Source organism: Eggerthella hominis, assembly GCF_014287365.1.
Lineage (GTDB): Bacteria > Actinomycetota > Coriobacteriia > Coriobacteriales > Eggerthellaceae > Eggerthella > Eggerthella guodeyinii.
In genome coordinates, this window is the sequence record NZ_JACOOA010000006.1 from 168,912 (window position 1) to 191,706 (window position 22,795).

At 67.5% G+C, this 22,795-nt stretch carries 21 protein-coding genes; 17 read left to right on the forward strand and 4 right to left on the reverse strand.

Translation table 11 applies throughout. From position 1 onward, the window contains the following. Positions 1-33 precede the first annotated feature (33 nt). The 13 genes from hisZ (at position 34) to H8S61_RS13615 (ending at position 14,345) form a co-directional block, all read left to right on the forward strand. The gene (hisZ, locus tag H8S61_RS13555; protein WP_186939348.1) at positions 34-1,701 is read left to right on the forward strand and encodes an ATP phosphoribosyltransferase regulatory subunit; all 1,668 of its coding nucleotides are present in this window, start codon (positions 34-36) and stop codon (positions 1,699-1,701) included. Between the two features lie 3 nt (positions 1,702-1,704). After that, a complete protein-coding gene (hisD, locus tag H8S61_RS13560; RefSeq protein ID WP_186939349.1) occupies positions 1,705-3,063 on the forward strand; it encodes a histidinol dehydrogenase in 1,359 nt (452 codons plus the stop codon). Next, a complete protein-coding gene (hisC, locus tag H8S61_RS13565; protein ID WP_186939350.1) occupies positions 3,056-4,147 on the forward strand; it encodes a histidinol-phosphate transaminase in 1,092 nt (363 codons plus the stop codon). Before hisD ends, hisC begins: the two co-directional genes overlap by 8 nt. Positions 4,148-4,347: 200 nt before the next feature. Then, on the forward strand, positions 4,348-4,941 hold the full coding sequence (hisB, locus tag H8S61_RS13570) for an imidazoleglycerol-phosphate dehydratase HisB (RefSeq protein ID WP_186939351.1): 594 nt from the start codon (positions 4,348-4,350) through the stop codon (positions 4,939-4,941). Continuing rightward, positions 4,941-5,765: an imidazole glycerol phosphate synthase subunit HisH gene (locus H8S61_RS13575; protein ID WP_186939352.1), complete on the forward strand. Its 825-nt coding sequence runs from the start codon at positions 4,941-4,943 to the stop codon at positions 5,763-5,765. The genes hisB and H8S61_RS13575 overlap by 1 nt, the downstream gene beginning before the upstream one ends. A 5-nt stretch (positions 5,766-5,770) precedes the next feature. Then, entirely contained in the window at positions 5,771-6,559 is a 789-nt protein-coding gene (hisA, locus tag H8S61_RS13580) for a 1-(5-phosphoribosyl)-5-[(5-phosphoribosylamino)methylideneamino]imidazole-4-carboxamide isomerase (RefSeq protein WP_186939353.1), read from the forward strand. Further along, complete coding sequence (gene hisF, locus H8S61_RS13585) at positions 6,553-7,317, forward strand: imidazole glycerol phosphate synthase subunit HisF (RefSeq protein ID WP_186939354.1); 765 nt, start codon at positions 6,553-6,555, stop codon at positions 7,315-7,317. The genes hisA and hisF overlap by 7 nt, the downstream gene beginning before the upstream one ends. A 297-nt stretch (positions 7,318-7,614) precedes the next feature. Further along, entirely contained in the window at positions 7,615-7,932 is a 318-nt protein-coding gene (gene hisI, locus H8S61_RS13590) for a phosphoribosyl-AMP cyclohydrolase (RefSeq protein WP_186939355.1), read from the forward strand. 254 nt (positions 7,933-8,186) lie between these two features. After that, the gene (gene fsa / locus H8S61_RS13595; RefSeq protein WP_186939356.1) at positions 8,187-8,849 is read left to right on the forward strand and encodes a fructose-6-phosphate aldolase; all 663 of its coding nucleotides are present in this window, start codon (positions 8,187-8,189) and stop codon (positions 8,847-8,849) included. After that, positions 8,846-10,504 carry a transcription termination factor Rho gene (rho, locus tag H8S61_RS13600; RefSeq protein ID WP_160943068.1) on the forward strand — a complete coding sequence of 553 codons (1,659 nt, stop codon included), beginning with the start codon at positions 8,846-8,848 and terminating at the stop codon, positions 10,502-10,504. Before fsa ends, rho begins: the two co-directional genes overlap by 4 nt. A gap of 142 nt (positions 10,505-10,646) precedes the next feature. Next, a complete protein-coding gene (gene sppA, locus H8S61_RS13605; RefSeq protein WP_160943067.1) occupies positions 10,647-11,702 on the forward strand; it encodes a signal peptide peptidase SppA in 1,056 nt (351 codons plus the stop codon). Continuing rightward, a complete protein-coding gene (locus H8S61_RS13610; protein WP_186939357.1) occupies positions 11,683-13,710 on the forward strand; it encodes a methionine--tRNA ligase in 2,028 nt (675 codons plus the stop codon). The genes sppA and H8S61_RS13610 overlap by 20 nt, the downstream gene beginning before the upstream one ends. Positions 13,711-13,826: 116 nt before the next feature. Beyond that, a complete protein-coding gene (locus tag H8S61_RS13615) occupies positions 13,827-14,345 on the forward strand; it encodes a methyltransferase family protein (protein ID WP_186939358.1) in 519 nt (172 codons plus the stop codon). Between the two features lie 622 nt (positions 14,346-14,967). Here H8S61_RS13615 and H8S61_RS13620 read toward each other — a convergent pair. Together H8S61_RS13620 and H8S61_RS13625 are read right to left on the reverse strand one after the other, a co-directional pair. Beyond that, a complete protein-coding gene (locus H8S61_RS13620; RefSeq protein ID WP_186939359.1) occupies positions 14,968-16,047 on the reverse strand; it encodes a molybdopterin-dependent oxidoreductase in 1,080 nt (359 codons plus the stop codon). Between the two features lie 9 nt (positions 16,048-16,056). Beyond that, positions 16,057-17,856 carry a molybdopterin-dependent oxidoreductase gene (locus H8S61_RS13625; RefSeq protein ID WP_160943063.1) on the reverse strand — a complete coding sequence of 600 codons (1,800 nt, stop codon included), beginning with the start codon at positions 17,854-17,856 and terminating at the stop codon, positions 16,057-16,059. A 345-nt stretch (positions 17,857-18,201) separates the two neighbouring features. Between H8S61_RS13625 and H8S61_RS13630 the strand changes: the two genes are divergently transcribed. The 3 genes from H8S61_RS13630 (at position 18,202) to H8S61_RS13640 (ending at position 21,526) form a co-directional block, all read left to right on the forward strand. Next, positions 18,202-19,710, forward strand: a complete 1,509-nt coding sequence (locus H8S61_RS13630; protein WP_160943062.1) for a helix-turn-helix transcriptional regulator — start codon at positions 18,202-18,204, stop codon at positions 19,708-19,710. A gap of 70 nt (positions 19,711-19,780) precedes the next feature. After that, positions 19,781-20,257, forward strand: coding sequence for a ribonuclease HI (gene rnhA, locus H8S61_RS13635; RefSeq protein WP_154334181.1), 477 nt, complete (start codon positions 19,781-19,783; stop codon positions 20,255-20,257). Positions 20,258-20,404: 147 nt separating this feature from the next. Continuing rightward, entirely contained in the window at positions 20,405-21,526 is a 1,122-nt protein-coding gene (locus tag H8S61_RS13640) for a coiled-coil domain-containing protein (RefSeq protein WP_186939360.1), read from the forward strand. Between the two features lie 71 nt (positions 21,527-21,597). Here H8S61_RS13640 and yihA read toward each other — a convergent pair whose 3' ends face one another. Continuing rightward, positions 21,598-22,179: a ribosome biogenesis GTP-binding protein YihA/YsxC gene (yihA, locus tag H8S61_RS13645; protein ID WP_035586065.1), complete on the reverse strand. Its 582-nt coding sequence runs from the start codon at positions 22,177-22,179 to the stop codon at positions 21,598-21,600. Positions 22,180-22,287: 108 nt separating this feature from the next. Next, on the reverse strand, positions 22,288-22,368 hold the full coding sequence (locus H8S61_RS17840; RefSeq protein WP_488174982.1) for a DUF6219 family protein: 81 nt from the start codon (positions 22,366-22,368) through the stop codon (positions 22,288-22,290). A 146-nt stretch (positions 22,369-22,514) separates the two neighbouring features. Between H8S61_RS17840 and H8S61_RS13650 the strand changes: the two genes are divergently transcribed. Then, on the forward strand, positions 22,515-22,793 hold the full coding sequence (locus tag H8S61_RS13650) for a DUF6110 family protein (protein WP_186939361.1): 279 nt from the start codon (positions 22,515-22,517) through the stop codon (positions 22,791-22,793). Positions 22,794-22,795: the final 2 nt, after the last annotated feature.

The window sequence follows — 22,795 nt, forward strand, 5'->3', positions numbered from 1 at the left end:
CAGAGACAAACAGGCCAGCGAAGGAAGAGGATCATGGATTACGTGACACCGGCGGGGTTCAGGGACGTGCTTGCCGACGAGGCGTGCACGCGCGAGCGCATCGCCCGCGACGTGCAGGCGTGCTTCGCCGCGCGCGGCTACCTGCCCATCGAGACGCCCACGCTCGAGGTCATGGACGTCATGCGCGCGGGAGGCCGCATGCCCGGCTCTCCCTTCAAGTTCTTCGACGCCGGCGGCGACCTCTTGGCCATGCGTCCCGACGTGACGCTGCAGGTGGCGCGCATGTGCGCGACGCGTCTCGCGGGCCAGCCGGGGCCGTTCCGCTTCCGCTACATGCAGCGCGTGTTCCGCGAGGCCGAGGGCCGCATGCAGGCCCAGGCGCGCGAGATGACGCAGATCGGCGTGGAGTGCATCGGCGAGGCCGGGCCCCAGGCCGACGCGGAAGTGGTGGAGCTCATGGTGGAGGCGCTCGAGCTGGCGGGCGCGCGCGGCTGCAAGCTGGCGCTGGCCACGGTGGGCGTGCTGCGCGCGCTGCTCGCCGCGAGCGGGGCGCCCGCGCAGTGGACCGAGCAGGTGCTGGCCGCGTTCCATGCGTCGAACTTCGTCGAGGTCGACCGGCTCACGGGCGAGGCGGCCGTCGTGCCGCCCGTGTTCGCGGCGGCCATCCGCGCGCTGCCGCGCATCCGCGGCGGGCGCGAGGCGGTGGAGCAGGTGCGCGCGCTCGTGGCCCCGCTCGGTTGCGAGGACGGCCTCGACGACTTCGCCCGCACCTGCGACCTGCTGGCCGAGGCGGGCCTGGCCGACCGCATCCTCGTGGACTTCTCGGTGATGAGCTCGTTCGACTACTACACGGGCATCGTGTTCGAGGCCTACGCGCCCGAGTTGGGCACCCCGCTCGGCAGCGGCGGCCGCTACGACAACATGATCGGGTCGTACGGCGAGAGCCGCCCGGCCGCGGGCTTCGCGTTCTCCCTCGAGCAGGCCATGGCGGCAGCTGCGGCCGCCGATTGCGCGGCCGGCGGCGCGCCCTCCGCGCGCCCGCTGCGCATCGCGGTGCCGAAGGGCTCGCTCAACGCCGACACGGTGGCCGCGCTCGGCGAGGCGGGCCTCGACGTGACGGGGCTGGCCGACCCCGGGCGCTCCCTCATCATCCGCAACCCGGGCGTCGAGTACGTCATCGTGCGCCCCACCGACGCGCCCGCGTTCGTGTCGCTCGGCGCCGCCGACTGCGGCATCTGCGGGAAGGACTCGCTGCTGGAGGCCGAATCCGACGTCGTGGAGCTCGTCGACCTCGGCTACGGCGCGTGCCGCTTCGTGGTGGCCGAGCCGGCAGGCGCCGCCGACGCGGCCGACGAGCACTACCGTCGCCTGGGCTCGCTGCGCATCGCCACGAAGTACCCCAACATCACGCGCGCCCACTACGCGAAGACGGGCACCCAGGTGGAGATCGTGAAGCTGCACGGGAACATCGAGCTGGCGCCCTTGACGGGCATGGCCGAGCGCATCGTCGACATCACGGCGACCGGCACCACCCTGCGCGAGAACGACCTCGTGGTGGTCGACGAGGTCCTTTCGTCGACCGCGCGCTTCTTCTCGAACACCTGCGCGTTCCGCACGGACGCGCGTATCGTACAATTGACCCAAGCGCTGCAGCGGAACGCGGAAGCCGCCGCGCGCCAAGCCGGCAAGGAAAAGGAGTAGCCCATGCGCCGCATCATCCTGCAACCGGGCGAGCAGTTCACCAACGCCCATCTCAAGCGCACCGGCGCGTTCAACGCGGCCGCGTTGACGGCGGCCACCGCCATCGTCGAGGGCGTGCGCGAGCGCGGCGACGAGGCCCTGCGCGCCTACACCGAGCAGTTCGACGGCGTGCGCGTGGAGGACTTCCGCGTGAGCCAGGCCGCCATCGCCGAGGCCATCGCGAACGTGGACGACAAGACGGCGCGCGCCCTGCGCCAGGCCGCCGCGCAGATCCGCGACTTCCACGAGCGCCAGAAGCAGCAGAGCTGGTTCACCGTGCGCGAGGACGGCGCGCTCGTGGGCTCGAAGGTGGAGCCGCTGGAGTCCGTGGGCATCTACGTGCCGGGCGGGCGCGCGCTGTACCCGTCGTCGGTGCTGATGAACGCGCTGCCGGCCGCCGTGGCCGGCGTGCCGCGCATCGTGTGCGTGACGCCGCCGACGGCCGACGGCTCGCTCGATCCGGCCATCCTCGAGGCGTGCCGCATCTCCGGCGTCACCGAGATCTACGCGGTGGGCGGGGCGCAGGCCATCGCGGCGCTGGCGTACGGCACCGAGTCCATCGCGCCCGTGGCCAAGATCACCGGCCCCGGCAACGCCTACGTGGCCGCGGCGAAGAAGGTGGTGTCGGGCGATGTCGGCATCGACATGATCGCCGGCCCGTCCGAGGTGTGCGTCGTGGCCGATTCCACGGCCGACCCGGCGCTCGTGGCCATCGACCTCATGGCGCAGGCCGAACACGACCCGCTGGCCGCCTGCTACCTGGTCGCCTTCGACGAGGCCTACGCCGACGAGGTGGAGCGCATGGTGGAACGCCACCTGAAAACGTCCACGCGTGCCGAGATCACGGCCGCCTCGCTCGCCGACCAGGGCCTCATCGTGGTATGCGACAGCATGCCCCAGGCGATCGAGACGGTGAACGTCATCGCCCCCGAGCATCTGGAGCTGCACGTCGACCACGCCTTCGACCTGTTGGGCGCCATCCGCAACGCGGGCGCCATCTTCCTGGGCGCCTGGACGCCCGAGGCCGTGGGCGACTACGCGGCCGGCCCGAACCACACGCTGCCCACGGGCGGCACGGCGCGCTACGCCTCGCCCCTGTCGGTGGACGAGTTCGTGAAGAAGTCGAGCGTCATCCAGTACTCGTCGCAGGCGCTCGCTCGCGACGCCGACATGGTGATGACCATCGCGCGGCACGAGGGCCTGTGGGCGCACGCCATGAGCGTGGAGATGCGCAAGAACCTGCTGGACACGGGCAACGTGTATGGGATGGAGGGCGGCGACGGCGCGGGCCGCGCGGCCGGGGACGGGATCGCCGATGCGTAGCGTGTGCACGGCCGCTCCCCAGCTTGCAGGCGTGACGCCCTACGATCCGAAGTACCTGCCCGCCACCGCCATCCTCTCCGCGAACGAGAACCCGCACGACGTGGACGACGATATCCGCCGCGACATCATGCGCGAGGTGAAGCGCCTGCCCCTCAACCGCTATCCGGACCCGCTGGCCAACGACCTGCGCGACATGATCGCCGAGGCGAACGGCCTCGACCGCGACCAGGTGCTCGTGGGCAACGGCGGCGACGAGCTGCTGTTCAACCTCGCGTTGGCGTGGGGCGGGCCGGGCCGCACGTTCCTCAACCTGCCGCCCACGTTCTCGGTGTACGACGCCAACGCCCGCCTCACGGGCACGACGGTGGTCGACGTGCCGCGCCGCGTCGACTTCTCCGTCGACGAGGAGGCCGTGCTGGCGCGCGTCGCCGAGGGCGGCATCGACTATCTCGTGGTGACGAGCCCGAACAACCCCACGGGCCAGCTGGCCAGCGAGACGTTCATGCTCCGGCTGCTCGACGCCACCGACGCGCTCGTCATGGTGGACGAGGCCTACTTCGAGTTCTCGCGCCAGACGATGCGCCCCTATCTGGCGCAGCACAAGAACCTCGTCATCCTGCGCACGTTCTCGAAGGCGTTCAGCCTGGCCGGCGTGCGCATGGGCTACATCCTGGGCGACGCCGAGGTCATCCGCGAGTTCGTCAAGGTGCGCCAGCCGTACTCGGTGGACGCCATCTCGCAGGCCGTCGCGCGCGTGGTGTACGCGAACCGCGCGAAGTTCGAGCGCGGCATCCTCGCGGTGATCGAGGAGCGCGCCCGCCTGATCGAGGGGCTGAGGATGGTTCCCGGCGTGAAGTCGTTCCCGTCGGATGCGAACTACGTGCTGTTCCGCGTGGAGAACGCGCCCCTCGTGTGGGAGGCGCTGTACGAGCGCGGCGTGCTCGTGCGCGATTTCTCGCGCGCGCCGCATCTGGAGAACTGCCTGCGCGTGACCGTGGGAGCCCCCGAGGAGAACGACGCGTTCCTGCGGGCCCTGCGCGACGCGGTGATGGGGAAGTGCGACTTGAAGGTTCCGTCGGCCTGACGGCCGACGGAGCGGGCCGAGGGCTGCGACGCGAAGCTAGTCCCCGTAGGGGGCGGCTTCCCGTGGCACCCGATCTCGCGGCGAGGCCGAGGACTCGCGTACCGAAGTACGCTTCGTCCTCGCCCTCCCCACGATCTCGAGCACCACGGAAACCCTCGCTGATGCTATTGGACCGGCGATAAGGAAAAGAAAGGCCAGCCATGAACCAGAGAACCGCCGAAGTCGAGCGCACGACGAACGAGACGGACATCCGCATCGTCGTGAACCTCGACGGCACGGGCGCGACGGACGTCGAGACGGGCGTGCCGTTCTTCGACCACATGCTGACGGCCTTCGGGCGGCACAGCTTGATCGACCTGACCGTGCGCGCGAAGGGCGACATCGAGGTGGACGCGCACCACACCGTGGAGGACACGGGCATCGTGCTGGGCCAGGCCGTCGCCCGCGCGCTCGGCGACAAGCGCGGCATCGCGCGGTTCGGATCGCTCGCGCTGCCCATGGACGAGGCACTCGTGCTGGCGGCCGCGGACATCTCGGGGCGCGGCCAGCTGCACTGGGCCGTGGACGTGCCTCCCGTCATGCTGGGCTCGTTCGACGCGTCGCTCGCCAAGGAGTTCTTCATCGCCTTCGCGGCGAACTCGGGGATCACGCTGCACGTGCGCAGCATGGCGGGCGAGAACGCGCACCACCTGGTGGAGGCTTCGTTCAAGGCCGCCGCGCGCGCTTTGCGCCAGGCCGTCGAGTGCGACCCCCGCATCGGCGACGCCCTGCCTTCCACGAAGGGCAGCCTGTGATGGCCCCGCGCATCGCCATCGTCGACTACCGCAAGGGCAACCTGAAGAGCGTCGAGCGCGGCATCGACGCGGCGGGCGGCGACGCGTTCGTCGCGTGCGATCCCGCCGCCATCGCCGCCGCCGACGCCGTCGTGCTGCCGGGCGTGGGCGCGTTCGCCGACGCGGCCGCCACGATGCAGGCGCTCGGGCAGACGGGCGTCATCCGCGAGCGCATCGCGGCCGGCGTGCCGTTCCTCGGCATCTGCCTGGGGATGCACCTGCTGTTCGAGGAGGGCGTCGAAGGCGCGCCCGACGAGGACGACGAGGCCTCCACGCACAACGCCCGCGGCCTGGCCGTGCTGCCCGGCGTGGTGGGCGCGATGCCGAAGGCCGATGCGGAGGGCCGCGCGTACAAGGTGCCCCACGTCGGCTGGAACTCTGTCGTTCCGCCGGCTTGCCAGCCGGCGGAACTGCTCGACGCTGCGGCTTCCCCCGGCACCCGATCTCGCGGCGATGCCGGAGGCTCGCGTACCGAAGTACGCTTCGCCTCCGCCATCCCCACGATCTCGGGCACCGGGGAAACCCTCGCTGACTTGGGTGGACCGGTGAGCTTCGCTTCGCCCCTCTTCGAGGGCGTCGAGCCGGGCGAGTACTTCTACTTCACGCACGGCTTCATCGCGCCGTCGGGTCCGTTCGTCATCGGCGAGACGACGCACAGCGTGACGTTCCCCAGCGCCGTGCGCTACGGCGACGCGGCGTTCGGCGTGCAGTTCCATCCCGAGAAAAGCTCGGACGCCGGCGCGCGTCTGCTGCGCAATTTCGTGTCCATCGTGAAAGGGGCGTGAACGCCGTGTACCTGCTTCCGGCCATCGACATCCTGGGCGGCAAGGCCGTCCGCCTCGCCAAGGGCGACTACGACCGCGTGACCGTGTACCACGACGACCCCGCCGTGCAGGCGCAGCTGTTCGAGGAGCAGGGCGCTGCGTGGCTGCACGTGGTGGACCTCGACGGCGCCCGCTCAGGCGTTCCCGAGAATATCGCCATCATCGAGCGCATCCTGAAGAAGACCCTGCTCAAGGTGGAGGTGGGCGGCGGCGTGCGCTCGCTCGACACCATCGCGCGCCTGGCCGACGCAGGCGTGTCGCGCGTGGTGCTGGGCACGTCGCTCGTGGCCGACCCCGCCTTCGCCGAGGCCGCCATCGCGCAGTACGGCAGGCTCTTGTGCGCGGGCATCGACGCGAAGGGCGGCGAGGTGGCCGTGGCCGGCTGGCGCGAGGGCGCGGGCGTGGCGGCCGAGGAGCTGGCGCGCGACGTGTCGGCGCTCGGGTTCCGGCACCTCGTGTACACCGACATCGCGCGCGACGGCATGCAGACCGGCATCGAGGCGGAGGCGTACGCGGCGATGGCGGAGGCGTTCGGCCATCCGGTGATCGCGTCGGGCGGCGTGGCCGGCGTGGACGACCTCGTGCGCCTGGGCGAGGTGGCCGGCAGCATCGAAGGCGTCATCGCGGGGCGCGCCGTGTACGAGGGCGCGCTGTCGGTGGAGGAAGGGGTGCGGGCATGCGACGAGGCCACGCGCCGCGCCGAAGCCGCCGCCATCCAGGCCGACCCCTGTGGGATCGGCGGTGCGCGATGCTAGCGAAACGCGTGATCCCCTGCATGGATGTGAAGGACGGGCGCGTGGTGAAGGGCGTCAACTTCGTGAACCTGCGCGACGCGGGCGACCCCATCGAACTCGCGCAACGCTACGACGAGGAGCGCGCCGACGAGGTGATCTTCCTCGACATCACGGCCACGAGCGACGACCGCGCCACCACCGTCGACCTCGCCAGCCGCGCGAGCGAGCAGCTCCACCTGCCGTACTGCGTGGGCGGCGGCTTCCGCAGCGTGGCCGACATCCGCACGATGATCGCCGCCGGCGCCGACAAGGTGTCGGTGAACTCGGCCGCCGTGGCGGAGCCGTCGCTCATCACCCAGGCCGCCGCGGCGTTCGGCTCGCAGGCCATCCTGTGCGCCATCGACGCGAAGCAGGTGGCGGGCAACCCGAACAAGTGGGAGGTGTACGTGCACGGCGGGCGGACGGCCACGGGCATCGACGCGGTCGCCTGGGCGCAGGAGGCGGCGCGCCGCGGGGCGGGGGAGATCCTGCTCACCAGCATGGACCGCGACGGCAGCCGCGACGGCTTCGACTGCGCGCTCACCCGGGCAGTCGCGCGCGTGGTGGACATCCCGGTCATCGCCTCGGGCGGGGTGGGGAAGCTCGAGCACTTCGCCCAGGGCGTCATCGAGGGCGAGGCCGACGCCGTGCTGGCCGCCAGCGTCTTCCACTTCGGCGAGCTCACCGTCCGCCAGGTGAAGGAGCACATGCGCGCCCAGGGCATCCCCGTGAGGCTGTGATCGCCCGCCTGCATGCGACGAGGCCCGTTCGTGGCAGAAATCGGGAGTTTTTCGTCGCATGGTGAGGCGCCTCTCGCGTCGGGGTGGCTAGTGCCAGTTGCTGATCAGGCGAAACGATGCCGTTCGCCACTCGACGGCCCGCGTGGTGCGCTTGCGCGGCCCCTCCAGCGACGAAAAACTCCCGATTTCTGCCACGAACAAGGGAAAATCGCGTCGAAAGCCTTGTCGACACGATCGCGGGTCGACGAGATCGCCTTCGGCCGGCTGCACGTATGTAAGAGAGCGGAGAGAAGCTATATGGACATGCCCGAACTGACCTACAACGCCGACGGGCTCGTCCCGTGCATCGTGCAGGATGCGGACACCCTCGAGGTGCTCATGATGGCGTGGATGAGCGAGGAGTCGCTCGAGCTGACGCTCGAACGCGGCGAGACGGTGTTCTGGAGCCGCAGCCGCCAGGAGCTGTGGCATAAGGGCGCCACGTCGGGCAACGTGCAGAAGCTCGTCGAGCTGCGCTACGACTGCGATGCCGACACGCTGCTCGCGCTCGTGCATCCGGCGGGTCCCGTCTGCCACACGGGGGAGCGCACCTGCTTCTTCCGCACCATCGCGTAGTTCGCGGCTCGATGTCCGCGGGCGCCTGCCCGCGGTGCGAAACGGCCGTCCGCACCGATTCGTAGACCTTCCTCCATCGCATTTCCACGAACCCGACCGCTTTGCGCTTGAACGAACCGAACACATGCGGTACCATGATGATCAGTTCTTTTATCTCTCAGCACACACCCAACACATCTGCATCTCATCACGGAATCCATGCGCGCGGTCGCGCGCGTTTCACCGGTAATAGTCATTGTATAAGGAGGACCTGGGTGAAGTTTTTTCTGGACACCGCCGATCTCAACGAAATAGAGGAGGCGGCCAGCTGGGGCGTGCTCGCCGGCGTCACCACGAACCCGACGCTGTACGCGCGCACCGGCGGCAAGCTCGACGATTTCCATAACCACATCAAGCGCATCTGCGACATCGTGGACGGCCCCGTCTCGGCCGAAAGCGTCGCCATGACGCGCGACGAGATCATCCGCGACGGCCGCGAGCTGGCCGCGCTCGCCGACAACGTGGTCGTGAAGATCCCGACCATGGTGGAAGGCCTCGCCGCCACCAAGGCGCTCTCCGAGGAGGGCATCCCCGTCAACATGACGCTGTGCTTCAGCGTGCCGCAGGCCATCATGGCCGCGCGCGCCGGCGCCCGCTACATCAGTCCCTTCGTCGGCCGCTTCGACGACATCGCCGAGGACGGCATCGCGCAGCTCGCCGACGTGGTGGCTGCCGTGAACAACTACGACTTCGGCCACGACGTGGAAATCATCGCCGCGTCGGTGCGCAGCGCGAACCACGTGACGCAGGCCGCCCTCATGGGCGCCGACATCGCCACGGTGCCGTTCGCCGCGCTCAAGAAGTGCGTGCAGCATCCGTTGACGGATCGCGGCCTCGATGCGTTCATGAAGGACTGGGAGAAAGTTCAGCAGGCATGAGCGAAAACGAAGCAACCTCAACGGCTCCCGCAGCCGCACCCGCCAAGCGCCGCTCGACGAGCGTGAACGCCAAATCGGCAAGCAAGGCGGAAGGCGCGGCCACGCCGGGCCGCAACTCGTCGGCCACGCGCACGCCGCGCAAGTCGGTGAAGGCCGGCGGGACGCAGCAGCAACAGCAGCAACAAGGTTCCGGCTCGAACAACCGCCGCCAGAACGCCTCGAACGCGGGCAAGCCCAACAACAACAGCGGCGGCAACAACAACCGCCAGAAGCAGGGCGGCGGCCAGAACCGGCAGAACAACAACCAGAACCAGCGCCGCCAACGCCGCCAGCACGACAACAACCGCGGCGGCAACCGCGAAGTCCAGCCCAGCGTGTCGCGCGAGGAGCTGGCGAAGCTCAAGGTGGCCGAGCTGCGCGAGAAGGCCGCCGAGCTCAACCTCGACGTGACGGGCCTCAAGAAGGCCGAGCTCGTCGAAGCCGTGTTCGGCGCCAGCGTCAAGGCCGAGGGCTTCATCGAGGTGTCGGGCATCCTCGACATCCTCGCCGACGGCTACGGCTTCCTGCGCACGCAGGGCTACCTGCCCAGCGAGACGGACTGCTACGTGGGACTGTCCACCATCCGCCGCAACGGCCTGCGCAAGGGCGACCTCGTGACCGGCCAGACGCGCCCGGCGCGCGAGAACGAGAAGTACGCGGCCATCCAGAAGGTGACGGCCGTCAACGGCACCCCGGTCGAAGAGCTGGGAAGCCGCGTCCGCTTCGGCGACCTCACCCCGGTCTACCCGGACGAGTGCCTCACCATGGAGCACGGCAAGAACACCGTCACCGCGCGCGTCATCGACCTCGTGTCGCCCATCGGCAAGGGCCAGCGCGGGCTCATCGTCAGCCCCCCGAAGGCGGGCAAGACCACCATCCTCAAGGACATCGCAGCCGCCATCAGCGCGAACAACCCCGAAGTGCACCTCATGTGCCTGCTCGTGGACGAGCGTCCCGAGGAAGTCACCGACATGGAGCGCTCCATCAAGGGCGAGGTCATCTCCTCGACGTTCGATATGCCCACCGAGAACCACATCGCCGTGTCCGAGCTGGTCATCGAGCGCGCGAAGCGCCTCGTTGAATGCGGCAAGGACGTCGTCGTGCTGCTCGACTCGCTCACGCGCCTCGCGCGCGCCTACAACCTGGCGCAGCCGGCCTCGGGCCGCATCCTGTCGGGCGGCGTCGATTCCACGGCGCTCTACCCGCCCAAGCGCTTCCTGGGCGCCGCGCGCAACATCGAGCACGGCGGCAGCCTCACCATCCTGGCCTCGGCGCTCGTGGACACGGGCTCGAAGATGGACGAGGTCATCTTCGAGGAGTTCAAGGGCACCGGCAACATGGAGCTCAAGCTCGACCGCAACCTGGCCGACCGCCGCATCTTCCCGGCCATCGACCCGGTGGCTTCGGGCACGCGCAAGGAAGACCTGCTGCTCGAGCCGCAGGAGGCGCCGCTCATCTGGGCCGTGCGCCGCATCCTCGCGAACACGAACAGCACCGAGCGCGCCATGGACATGCTCATCAAGTCGCTCAAGCAGACCGAGACGAACCAGGAGTTCCTCGTACGCACGGCGAAGAAGGCCCAGCACACCAAGGCGGACGGGTCGCTCGAGTTCTAGGGCTCAGGCATCCGTCATCCGGGCGTCAACGTGCGTGCCGCCCGCGGTCTTATAATGGAAACCACCAGGGAACCGCATCCGTTGGGTGCGGTTTCGTGACGCGTACGGTAGTATGAGCTGATGCACGAACCAAGGAGGGACCATGTCTCAAGATAACAACTGGCAGCAGCAGGTGTGGCAGCAGCCAGCCGCGCCGCAGCAACCGACTCCGCAGAGCGCTCCGTACGGCTACGCCGTGCAGCAGCCTCCGAAGAAAAGCCGTGGGTGGATCGTGGCCCTCGTGGCCGTCGTGCTCGTGTTCGCGCTGCTGGCGCTGGGCATGTGGTCGTGCACGTCCGTCATGTCCTCGTCGTTCGGCTCCTTCGGCGCCTCCGCCGCAACCGACGACGTCGACTACCTCACGGGCGATGCGGTGGGCGTCATCGACATCGACGGCACCATCCAGTACGACGGCACCACCTCGAGCCCCGAGGGCCTCAAGGCCCAGCTCGACCGTGCCGAGAAGAACAGCCACATCAAGGCGATCGTGCTGCGCGTGAACTCCGGCGGCGGCACCGCAACCGCGGGCGAGGAGATGGCCGACTACGTGCGCGAGTTCTCCGAGCGCTCTGGCAAGCCCGTCGTGGTGTCGAGCGCGTCCATGAACGCGAGCGCCGCCTACGAGATATCCTCGCAGGCCGACTACATCTACACGGCCAAGACCACGGCCATCGGCGCCATCGGCACGGCCATGCAGATCACCGACCTGTCGGGCCTCATGGAGAAGCTGGGCATCTCGGTGGACAACGTCACGAGCGCCGACAGCAAGGACTCCAGCTACGGCACGCGCCCGCTCACCGACGAGGAGCGCGCCTACTACCAGGATCAGGTCGACCAGATCAACGAGACGTTCATCCAGACCGTGGCCGAGGGCCGCGACATGTCCGTCGAAGACGTGCGCGCGCTGGCCACGGGCCTCACGTTCACCGGCATGACGGCGGTCGAGAACGGCCTGGCCGACGAGATCGGCACGAAGGACGATGCGGTGGCGAAGGCGGCCGAGCTCGCGAACACCACGCATTACACCACGGTCACCCTCCAGGATTCCTCGAGCAGCCTTTCGAGCCTGCTCGATCTCATGTCCGAAAGCAACGTCTCCACCGACGATATCGCCCGAGCGCTGAAGGAGCTGGACAACGATGGCAGCATCGCCCAATAGCAACGAACGGATCTCGTGGCCCAAGCGCGCCGTGGTCACGGCGGGCATGCCCTACGGCAACAAGCCGCTGCACTTCGGCCACATCGCCGGCGTGTTCGTGCCGGCCGACGCCTTCGCCCGCTTCCTGCGCGACCGCATCGGCGCCGCCAACGTGCGCTTCATCAGCGGCACGGACTGCTTCGGCTCGCCCATCAACGAGGGCTACCGCAAGCTCGTGGAGGCGGGGGAGTTCGACGGCTCCATCGCCGACTACGTCGAGCGCAACCACGAGGCGCAGAAGCGCACGCTGGAGTCCTACGGCATCAGCCTGTCCATCTACGAGGGGTCGGGGATGGGGCACTCGGGCGACGTGCATCAGCTGATCAGCGAGAAGTTCATCGAGAAGCTGCACGAGAACGGGCATTTGCAGCGTCGCGCCACGCTGCAGTTCTACGATACGGAAGCCGACACGTTCCTCAACGGCCGCCAGGTGACGGGGCGCTGCCCCGTGCAGGGCTGCAAGTCCGAGCACGCCTACGCCGACGAGTGCGACCTCGGGCACAGCTACGCGCCCGAGGACCTCATCGCGCCGAAGTCGTCGCTGACCGGCACCACGCCCGAGATGCGTCCCGTGGAGAACTGGTACTTCGACCTGCCCGCGTTCGCCGACTTCCTGCGCGGCCACGTGGCGGCGCTCGAGGCCGACCCCGAGGTGCGCGCCATCGTGCCGCAGACCATCAAGGAATTCCTCGCCCCGCCCGTCGTCTACATCAAGAACGACGCGCGCGAGGCCTACGAGGCCGTGGCCGGCGAGCTGCCGGCCCACGAGCTGCGCGAGGCCGATAAGGGCAAGCAGAGCTTCGAGATCGAGTTCGCCACCATCGACGACCGCGACGCGGCGCGCGAGGTGCTGGGGCGGGCGGGCATCCGCTTCCGCACGGGCAAGGCGCTCGTGCCGTTCCGCATCACGGGCAACATCGAGTGGGGCGTGAAGGCGCCGGTCATCGAGGGGCTCGAGGGCCTCACGGTGTGGTGCTGGCCCGAGAGCCTATGGGCGCCCATGTCGTTCACGATGGCGATCAACGACAAGATGGGGCTGCCGCGCGGAAGCTGGCGCGACTACTGGTGCTCGGAGGACGCCGAGGTGTACCAGTTCATCGGCCAGGACAACCTGTACTTCTACGGTGTGGCGCAGCCGGCGCTCATCGAGGCGCTGCGTCCCGGCGACATCCTCGCACCCGGCGTCACCGAGCACCCCATCCGCCAGACCACGCTCGTGGCGAACCATCACATCCTGTTCGGCGACAAGAAAGCCTCGTCGTCGGGGTCGGTGAAGCCGCCCACGGCCGACGAGCTGCTGGACCACTACACCGTCGAGCAGCTGCGCGCGCACTTCCTGGCGCTCGGCCTCGATCAGAAGTCGGTGGGCTTCAAGCCCAAGCCGTTCCTCGCCACCCCCGAGGAGCTCGAGGACCCGCGCGTGGCCGACCCGGTGCTCAAGGAGGGCGCGCTGCTGACGAACGTGTTCAACCGTCTGGCCCGCAGCTGCTTCTACGAGGCACAGAAGAACTTCGAGGGCTATATGCCCTTGGGCGAGGTGTCCGAGGACGTGGTGGCGAAGGTGCACGAGGTGCTGCGCGCCTACGACGAGACGATGCATCGCGTGGAGCTGCACACCATCATGTCGATCATGGACGAGTTCATCCGCTGGGCGAACAAGCGCTGGTCGGACGGCATCCGCGAGGCCGAGAACACGGGCGACGACGAGCTGCGTCGCCAGGTGCTCGTGGACTCGTTCTTCCTGCTGCGCATGGCCACGCTGCTCATGCACCCCGTGGTGCCGGCCGGCGCCGAGAAGATCTGCGACTACCTCAGCTTCGAGTTCGACGACTTCTTCAGCTGGAACTACGACTTCGAGGGCATGGAGGAGCTGTGCAGCGCCGGCGAGATCACCGAGGCGCGCCACCGCATCCGCGAGCTGCCGCCCCGCTTCGATTTCTTCGCCAAGCACCCGAGCCAGTACAAGTAGCATCTTGCGTGGCGCGATAGGAGCTTCGGGATGCGGGCGTCGTGCTCCGCGCCGATCGCACGCCTCATTCGTTGCGCATCGGCGCGGGACGCACGTGCGATAGAAGGAGAAGTCCCATGGCGTTCCTTCTGATGATCCCGCTGTTCCTTATTCGGTTCGGCTTGCTGGGCGCCCTCGACAAGGGTGCGCTTGCGCGGGCGGCGCACTTCGCGCCGCTGGTGGGTCGGGAGAAGATCGCCTACGGGGTGTACCAGATCTCCAACGTCGCCCTCATCGTGTACCCGTGCTTCCTCGGCATCGAACTGGAGCCGTCGTACCTGTTCGGCGCGGGGCTCGTCGTGTACGGGGCGGGGGTCGTCCTGCTCGTTGCGTCGACGGTGCAGTTCGCGCGCCCGTCGGCGAGCGGCCTGCTGGAGACGGGCGTCTACCGCATCTCCCGCAACCCGATGTACGTGGCGTACTTCCTGTACTTCCTCGGATGCGTGCTGCTCACGCAATCGCCCGCGTTGCTCGTGCTCGTGCTGGTGTTCCAGGCGGCAGCCCACTTCATCATCAAGGCTGAGGAGCGCGAGTGCGAGGCGACGTTCGGCGATGAATATCGCGCCTACTGCCGCCGCGTACGAAGGTACCTATAGCACAACGCCCATCCCGCTTTCACGTTCGGGGAAGTCGTCCTATCTTCCCTGTTGCCAAGCGAAAAGCGTTCTCGCTTGCCATTCTGGGCGCTCGCACGCAACGCCGTGGTCGAAGGGTCTTGCGGCGTGAGCGACCCCCCCCATTGCCCAACCTTATCCCATTTCCCCAAAGCGATCCTGTCCAACATCGGGACAGCAAGACTTGGGGGGCACGGCGCGAGAATTCCGAAGTTCTAGTCAATTTTTTCGTTTTGCGTGCCGAAAAGGGATCCCGGGCCACATTTCGGTAGCCTGACCGAAGGATGCCTCAAAGCCGTTTTGCAAACCTGCAGGTCAAGAGACTGCTACGAGAGTACGTCTTTTTCTTATGCCATCAAATTGCGTCATCAATCACGCAAAACGAAAAAATTGGTTACTTCGAGCCGATTTGCGCGCCCGCTGTGCGATTCTTTTGCTATGCCAATGTATGCAGCATTACTCGAGGCCGTCGTTCGGGATGCCGCATCGGGGGCAGAAACTTGGGCAGGCGCCGTGGGCGACGACGTGTGCGTATCGGTGATCCAAAAACGCCCGCCTGCGGAATGCGGGCGGGCGTTTCGGTCGGCGCGGAACGCGGGGCGTTCTAGGCCACTTCGAACAGCAGGGTCGCCGCGAGCGGGGACACCATGCCGTCGGCGGTCTTCGCGCGCACGGTCATGCGGTAGTCGCCCTTTTCCTCGAACGACGTGGTGAACTGCCAGTTCACCCACTTGTCGGCCGTGGCGCCGTCGGTGTCGCACGACGTCCAGGTGCGGCCGTTGTCGAAGGAGAACTCGATGGCGGCGATGGGGCTTCCCAGATCGTCCGCCACGCCCTCGAACGTGATCTCGTCGCCGGCTTTGAAGACGCAGTCGTCGGCGTAGTTCATGATGTTGATCTTGTTGCGGTAGCACGGGTCGACGACCTGCACGTCGGGCTCCGCATCCTCCTGCGTCAGCTCGATGTTCACGATGTCGCGCGTGAAGTAGCGCGCCACCGTCTCGGGCATCCACAGCTGCAGGCTCGACCCGGTGGCCGCCTCAAGCTCCTGGCCGTTCACCTGGTACACGAGCAGCGCGTTCTTCTCGAGCGCGTAGCGCAGCGGCAGCGGCTGGCCGAAGCCGTCCGCGCCGTAGGCGGTGATGGTGTTCACGCCGTCCTCGAGGTCGGCCATCTCCACCACGGCCGACAGCGGCACGCCCATGACGGCCGCCTGGCCGAAGGGGGAGCCGGTGGCGCACGAGCACGCCATCATCGTTTCCTGGCTGGCGTCGTCGGCCAGGTCGCGCACGTCGATGGTGAAGTTCTTCTTGATGTTGCCGCCCACGTTCACGTAGAAGTTGGCAACGCCGCCCTCCACGTCGGCGAACTCGGTGGCGGGCTTCGAGCACATGCTGGTCAGCGCCGCGCCGAACACGTTGAACAGCTCGTCGTTGGGGGTGACGCCCTCCTGGTTGAAGGAGAACGTTCCCTGCGCGTCGGGCACGGATACGAAGGATTCGTCGCCTTCGTCGAACCACTGGGCCGTCACCTCGTGGTCGCCCACGGTGTGCGTCGTGGCGATCGGGTCCGCGTCGGCGGTCTGCGGCAGTCCGGCTGCGGCGCCGAACGCGCCCGCCGCTCCGAACATGAGCAGCGCCCCTCCGGCCACGCCGCCCGCGATCTTCTTGGGGTTGTAAGCCATGGCGTCCTCCTACTCGCTCTTCTCGTCGGTTGCCGCTTCGACCTTCGGGGGGACGAGCGACGCGGTCTTCAGCACGGTCGTCTCCTCGGGGCTGGGCAGCTTGTCCTTTGCGTTGAACATCACGGTCTGGGTTTCGAAGCTCACCATGCCGCTCTCGGTGGTGGCGCGGATGGTCAGGCAGTACGCGCCTTCCAGCTCGGGCGTGTAGGAGTACGTCCACCACACCATCTTGTTGCGGTCGGTGTCGGCCAGGTCGTACTTCGTCCAGGTCTCGCCGCGATCCATCGAGAACTCGACGCTCGCGATCTTCTCGTCGTAGCCGTCCACGTAGCCCGAGAACTCGTAGGGCTGGCCGTTCTGCACGAGCAGGCCGTCGGGCACGCCGAGGATGGTGGCGTTGGGCTTGTTCATGGGAACGTCGTCTTCGTTCTGCCACCCGTTCGGGTTGCCGGCCCACTTGTCGGTGTAGTCGATGTCCTCGTCGGTGACGTGGTAGGTGTCGACCTGCTTGGAGTTGATCTGCGCATCGACGCCCTCGACCCAGTTCGTGCACGGGTAGCCGCGCGTCGCGTCGAGGTACTCGCCGCCGATCTTGTACACCAGCAGCGCCTCGTCGGAGTCCACCTTGCCCACGGGGAAGGCGCGCTTGGAGCTGCCGTCGGCGCGCAGCGCCTTGACGCCCGTCGTGCCGTCCTTGTAGCCGCCCGCCTTCTCGACGAGCCAGCTCACGGGAATGCCGGTGATCTCGGTGTTCGTGACGCCGCCACCGCCGACCGGGTTCCAGTTGCACACCATCTTCGAGGTCTTCGTCACCACGGCGCCGTCGGCTTCCGCCTCCTTGATGAGCTCGGGCAGCGTGGCCGTGTACTCGGCGTTCACGTTGCCGTCCACCGTGATGGTCCATTCGTCGAACAGGCTCTGCGGCATCTCGAGGTCGAGGCCGTTCACGCCCGCGCCGTGACGCATGTTGTCGTAGTAGGCGTGCATCCAGTCGTACGAGAACACGCCGCTCTGATCCTGCGTCCTCTCCTGGTCGATGGCGAAGGTGCCCTGCACGTTCTCGACGTCGTTGATGCCCCACAGGCGATCGTACTTCGTGGTGTCCCACAGCTCCATGCCGCCGCCGTTCTCGGTGGCGTTGTGGCACGACATGCAGTCGCCGTCGTACTGGTCGGCGAACTCGCCCTTCGTGCGCGATCCGAAATGGATGCCGTGCATGAGCGTGCCGAACTCGTACTGCTTGGAGATGTAGCCGGGCGCGTACGAGTGGCAGAACAGGCACTGCTGCAGCGTCGTCTTGTTGTCCAGCTCGTCGTTCCATGCCACCGGGTGCTCGTAGGGCAGGTTCTTCAGCAGCGCGTTCATGTCGGCGTGGCACGATTCGCAGCCGCGGTTGTCGGCATCGAGCCAGTAGGTGTTGTACGAGTTCGAGCCGGCCTGGATCTGCCAGGCGTCGGGATCCACCTCGTACTCGGTGGGCGTGCGCTGCACCATCTGGCCGTTCGGCAGCGTCCTCACTTCGGGCGCGTATTCGGTTGCCACCTGGTCCCAGCGGTCCCACAACCCGTCGAGGTACTCCTTGCCGGGATAGTAGTCTTCGTTGATGTCCTCGTTCGTCGTGCCCTCGGCGCCGTCGATGACGGCCTGCTGCTCGGGCGTGAGATTCTGCTCCTGCGGGGCGGCGGCGCCGTCCCCGGACGGAGCGGCGGTGCTCGCGTTCTCCGACTGCTGCGGCGCGCATCCGACCGCCAGGCCGAGCGTGCAGGCCGCGCAGGTTGCCACGATGATGGCCTTCTTGTTGAACCTCATGCATCCCCCTTTCCTCGTCTTGGTTCCTGTCGTCCGACGCGGCCGTTCCCGCTTGCTCGGCTTCGCCCCTCCTCTCGCTCCCTCGCGGACGGCGCTTCGACGGACCGGTTCATCGTAGGATGCCCGCCGCCGTGCGCGCCATCACCCAAGTATCCGATTCGCGCCGTGCCCGGCGATTTCCGCATCGGACACTTTGGGCGATGCCCGTGTGAGGCGGAGTGATTCGCCTGGCGACGAAGCTCTCCCGATATTTGAGGGTGCGGGTGCGCGAAGGGAGTGCGATAATGGGGGACGGTCGCCGCGTGGGCGATCGGACGTTGGGGGAAACGTGGGGAAACTCTGATCATGGGCAACCGCGGTCTGCATAGCAATCCGGTGGGCGTGCTCGCTTCGTGCGGGCTGGGGCTCAATCTGGTGTGGTGCACGTTGATGGGCCACACGCTGGGCTTCATGTCGTCCACCGCCGGCATGGACGCATGGGTGAACCCGCGGCTGTTCTTCCTTGCGGGCATCCTCGTGTGCACGGTGGCGTTCGCGGCGGCGCCGCGCGCGCTCAAGCACGCCGACGGCATGCTGCGCTTCGTGCTGCCGCTGCTCTCGGCGTTCGGCACGGCGTGCTTCGGCATGTCGTTCCATCAGACGTTCTTCGATCCCGGCGCGCTGGCCGTGGGCGGCCTGTTCGTGGCGGGCGTGGGCTACTTCTGGCTGGCCGCGCGCTACATCCTGCTGCTCGCGCGCACGCAGGGCTACGTGTGCGCCGTCGGCAGCATCGCGGGCGGGCTGGTGGTCAAGCTTCCCATCCTGCTCGTGCTCGGCGCGTTCGCGAGCCCCACCGTGCAGGTGGTCATCGCCATCATCATGCCGGTGGCCACGGCGCTGCTGTTCGAGACGGCCTGCGCCATGGCGCGCGACCGCGCGGACCGCGCCGAAGAGGAGCGGGCCGAGCATGCGCCGCTCGCCGCAGCGGGGATCGACGAGGTGCGCGTGCGCACGGTGTTCGGCGTGCCGGCCGTCCCGCGCACGCGCAAGCACACGTCGGCTGCCGAGCGCCGCACCATGTTCGTGCTGCTGGCCATCGCGGCGGTGGTGCTGGCGGTCATCCGCTCGGTCAGCTACCTCGGCATGTGGGGCGACACGAACGCGAGCATCTCCACGGCCCTGCCGTGGCTCACCGCCTTGGTCATCCCGGCGGCCTGCGTCGTGGTGTTCGCGTACGCGGCGCTCGCGCTCCTGGCCGATGCCGCGCTGCCGATCCGCTTCCAGCCCGCGCTGCTGCTCATCCTCGTGGGCCTGTTCGTGGTGGCCATCCAGGCGAACCCCACCGGCGCGTCGCTCGGGTTCCTCACCGTGGTCATCCAGATCGACGAGCTGTTCGCGCACCTCTTGTTCTGGACCGTGGTGGTGACGGCGCTCGACGTGCTCGACGTGCCGTCGTACCGCGTCATGGGGGCGGCCGGCATCGTGTACGCGGGCGCGTCCATCGCCTGGGTGCTGCTGCTGGGGCGCGCGGCCATCGTGGACACGCTGCTCGTCATGCTGGCCACGTACGCCTTCGTGACCGTCGCGCTGTGCGCCGTCTGGTTCATGCCGAACCGCAAGGGCGCCTCCTCCGGCGAGGATGCGGCGCCGCTCGTGCAGACGGTGTCCGACACGTGCCTCGAGCTGGCGGGGCGCTACGCCCTGTCTCCGCGCGAGACCGAGGTGTTCGTGCTGCTGGCCCAGGGCCGCACGCGCGCCTTCATCCAGGACGAGCTGGTGCTGTCGGGCAGCACCGTCAAGACCCACGTCTCCCACATCTACGCCAAGATGGGCGTCCACGACCGCCAGGAGATGATGGACCTCATCTGGAGCTGACGCGCGGGGGAAGGGGCTCGTGGTATGATACCCTCCCGGTTTTGTTCGGCGGACGCGAAAGGCGCTTCTCATGCACGTAGACATATACACCGACGGTGCGGCACGGGGGAACCCGGGGCCGGGAGGCTACGGCACGGTGCTGCGCTTCACCGATTCGAAGGGCGTCGTCCACGAGAAGGAGCTGTCGCAGGGCTACGAGCACACCACGAACAACCGCATGGAGCTCATGGCCGTGGTGGCGGGCCTCGAGGTGCTCAAGCGCCCGTGCTCCATCACGCTGTACTCCGACTCACAGTACGTGGTGAACGCGTTCAACCAGCACTGGGTGGACGGCTGGCTCAAGCGCGGGTGGAAGAACGCGCAGAAGCAGCCCGTGAAGAACGACGATCTGTGGAAGCGCCTGCTGGCCGCCAAGAAGCCCCACGACGTGACGTTCGTGTGGGTGAAGGGGCATGCGGGCCATCCCGAGAACGAGCGCTGCGACGAGCTGGCCACGACCGCGGCCGACGGGGCGGGGCGCATTCGCGACGAAGGGTTCAACGGTTAGTTGAGGGGTGGAAGCGACCGTGCTGCCCACCTGCGGTTCGTATGATGTTCCTGTTTGATTTCCAACCCGTTTCGTAGGCGTACCGCACGATCTGGTACACTGGCTCGCAGTGTATACAAGCATCTAAGCGCAGGTGGAGGTTCCCACATGCAACAGCAAGCAACGCGCGCCCGCAAGGGCGTGTTCGCGGGAGTGGTGGCAGCGGCCCTCGCAGCGACCCTCATGATCCCCTCGTTGGCGTACGCCGATCCGTCGGCAAGCGAGAAGCAGGCTGAAGCGCAGGCTGCGCTCGCGTCGCTCAACAGCATGCAGAGCACGCTCAACCAGGCGGCCATCGTCTACGACGAGGCGTTGGCGGCGCAGCAGGAGGCCGAGGGCAAGCGCGACGAGGCGCAGGTGCGCATCGACGAGGCCAACGGCCAGATCGCCGATTTGCAGGATCGCCTGGGCTCCCGCGCGCGCAGCATGTACCGCACGGGCGGCAGCTCGTTCCTCGACTTGCTGTTGGGCGCCACCACGTTCCAGGAGTTCTCGACGGGTTGGGACATGCTCAACACCCTCAACGAGAACGACGCCGACCTCGTGCAGCAGACGAAGGACCTGCGCGCCGAGGTGCAGGAGCAGGAAGCCACCTACGCCGAGCAGCAGCGCGTCGCCACCGAGAAGGCCGACGAGGCCCTGCGCTCCAAGCAGGAAGCGGCCTCCACGATGTCTGCCATGCAAGCCACCTACGACGGCTTGAGCGCCGAGGCCGCCGAGCTGCTGGAGCAGGAACGCGCCGCGCAGACCGCCGCCGAGGAAGCCCAGGCCCAGTCGGTGGTGGAGGCATCTGCGCGCCAAGCGCAGGAGAACGTCGATACGCCGAGCAGCAATACTCCGAGCAACGATCCCTCACCCTCGCCTTCGCCTTCGCCCGCCCCGAGCACCCCGTCCGGACCCACGTACAACCCGGTGACCGGCAACGCCATCGTCGATCGCGCATACGGTTGCATCGGGCTGCCGTATGATTGGGGCGGGGTTGGACCCAATGCGTTCGACTGCTCTGGTCTTGTTGGCTATGCTGTAACCGGTAGCTTCTCTCGCTGGGGAACCACGAATACGTACATGGGCTTCTCGCAGGTGAGCGATCCCCAACCGGGAGATATCGCAACTAGCTGGGATCACTGTGGCATCTATATCGGCAACGGCCAGATGATCCATGCTCCCTGGTATGGTCAACCTGTTAGCATCGGTCCGGTGCAGGGCGATATGATCATCGTCCGCCCGTAACCCCATCGTTCACCCAAAAAGAAGACGGCCCCGCGGGGCCGTCTTCTTTTTGGGTGCGTGGGGCGCGGCGTTTACCGCGCGCTGTTCTTGATGAGCGAGCGCAGCTCGTCGATGCCGGTGCCCTTCTCCGACGAGCACACCACGAGCGGCACGTCGGCCCCCAGCTTCAGCTGCTTCTTCAGGGCGGCCTTCTGCTTCATCTGCTGCTGGCGGCTGAGCTTGTCGGCCTTCGTCAGCACCACGGCGAACGGCAGCTCGGCCTCCTGCAAAAAGCCGATCATGTTCACGTCGAGGTCGGACGCCTCGTGGCGGATGTCCACGAGCGACACCACGAGCGCGAGGTCGCGATCCTGGTTGAAGTAGCCCTCGATGAGCTCCGACCAGCGGCTCTTGTCCGACTTCGACACCTTCGCGTAGCCGTAGCCCGGCAGGTCGACGAAGCGCACGCCGTCGCAGGAGAAGAAGTTGATGGTGGCCGTCTTGCCCGGCGTCTGCGACACCTTCGCCAGCCCTTTGCGGTTGAACAGCTTGTTCAGCAGCGACGACTTGCCCACGTTCGAGCGTCCCGCAAACGCGATCTCGGGCATGGTCGAAGGCGTGAGCTGAGACGATACGCCGAATGATCGCTCGAATACCACGTTGTTGATGTTCATGGGACGCTCCTTGCGGCCGTGCTGTTCGTCATGCTCCTCATGGTACCCGAACCGCGCCGGGGATGCGGGCGGAACCCGGCAACCCCCTCGCATTCCCCACGGGATGCGTCAGACGCGCTTGCGTCCCGTGTACAGCGCCAGCGCCATGCAGGCGAGGCTCGCCCATGCCCAGAATCGATGCTGCTTCATGTCCGACCTCCTTCGCTTCGATGTCGACGATACTAGTTAACCATGATTGACTTTATCCGACAACCGCATTATCCTTGATAAGTTAGATTCGTGCAACTTCAAATCGAAGCGCGCGGATGGGGAACCAACGAGAGAGAGGCGAAGCGATGGGATTCAAGAAGAAGAGCGGGCTGCTGGTGGGCGCGGGCTTTCTGCTGGGCACGGTGGGCGTGAAGGCGCTGACCAGCAACACCGCCAAGAAATGCTACGTGCAGGGCGTCGCGCAGGGGCTGCGCGCGAAGGCGACGTACGAGAACATCGTGGAGCAGGCGAAGGCCGAGGTCGACGATATCGTGGCCGAGGCCACCTACATCAGCGTCGCCGGCAAGGACGGGGAGCGCCCTGCCGAGCCCGCCGTCGAGGCCGACGACCAGCCGGCGAAGTAGAC

Bases quoted from the DNA above. Each gene is read 5' to 3' on its own strand.
- H8S61_RS13650 (WP_186939361.1), top strand. From the start codon at position 22,515: ATGGGATTCAAGAAGAAGAGCGGGCTGCTGGTGGGCGCGGGCTTTCTG.
- hisB (WP_186939351.1), top strand. From the start codon at position 4,348: ATGAACCAGAGAACCGCCGAAGTCGAGCGCACGACGAACGAGACGGAC.
- rho (WP_160943068.1), top strand. From the start codon at position 8,846: ATGAGCGAAAACGAAGCAACCTCAACGGCTCCCGCAGCCGCACCCGCC.
- H8S61_RS13610 (WP_186939357.1), top strand. From the start codon at position 11,683: ATGGCAGCATCGCCCAATAGCAACGAACGGATCTCGTGGCCCAAGCGC.
- H8S61_RS13575 (WP_186939352.1), top strand. From the start codon at position 4,941: ATGGCCCCGCGCATCGCCATCGTCGACTACCGCAAGGGCAACCTGAAG.
- sppA (WP_160943067.1), top strand. From the start codon at position 10,647: ATGTCTCAAGATAACAACTGGCAGCAGCAGGTGTGGCAGCAGCCAGCC.
- H8S61_RS17840 (WP_488174982.1), bottom strand. From the start codon at position 22,368: ATGAAGCAGCATCGATTCTGGGCATGGGCGAGCCTCGCCTGCATGGCG.
- H8S61_RS13615 (WP_186939358.1), top strand. From the start codon at position 13,827: ATGGCGTTCCTTCTGATGATCCCGCTGTTCCTTATTCGGTTCGGCTTG.
- H8S61_RS13625 (WP_160943063.1), bottom strand. From the start codon at position 17,856: ATGAGGTTCAACAAGAAGGCCATCATCGTGGCAACCTGCGCGGCCTGC.
- hisC (WP_186939350.1), top strand. From the start codon at position 3,056: ATGCGTAGCGTGTGCACGGCCGCTCCCCAGCTTGCAGGCGTGACGCCC.
- H8S61_RS13630 (WP_160943062.1), top strand. From the start codon at position 18,202: ATGGGCAACCGCGGTCTGCATAGCAATCCGGTGGGCGTGCTCGCTTCG.
- hisI (WP_186939355.1), top strand. From the start codon at position 7,615: ATGGACATGCCCGAACTGACCTACAACGCCGACGGGCTCGTCCCGTGC.
- hisD (WP_186939349.1), top strand. From the start codon at position 1,705: ATGCGCCGCATCATCCTGCAACCGGGCGAGCAGTTCACCAACGCCCAT.
- H8S61_RS13640 (WP_186939360.1), top strand. From the start codon at position 20,405: ATGCAACAGCAAGCAACGCGCGCCCGCAAGGGCGTGTTCGCGGGAGTG.
- H8S61_RS13620 (WP_186939359.1), bottom strand. From the start codon at position 16,047: ATGGCTTACAACCCCAAGAAGATCGCGGGCGGCGTGGCCGGAGGGGCG.
- rnhA (WP_154334181.1), top strand. From the start codon at position 19,781: ATGCACGTAGACATATACACCGACGGTGCGGCACGGGGGAACCCGGGG.
- yihA (WP_035586065.1), bottom strand. From the start codon at position 22,179: ATGAACATCAACAACGTGGTATTCGAGCGATCATTCGGCGTATCGTCT.
- hisF (WP_186939354.1), top strand. From the start codon at position 6,553: ATGCTAGCGAAACGCGTGATCCCCTGCATGGATGTGAAGGACGGGCGC.
- hisZ (WP_186939348.1), top strand. From the start codon at position 34: ATGGATTACGTGACACCGGCGGGGTTCAGGGACGTGCTTGCCGACGAG.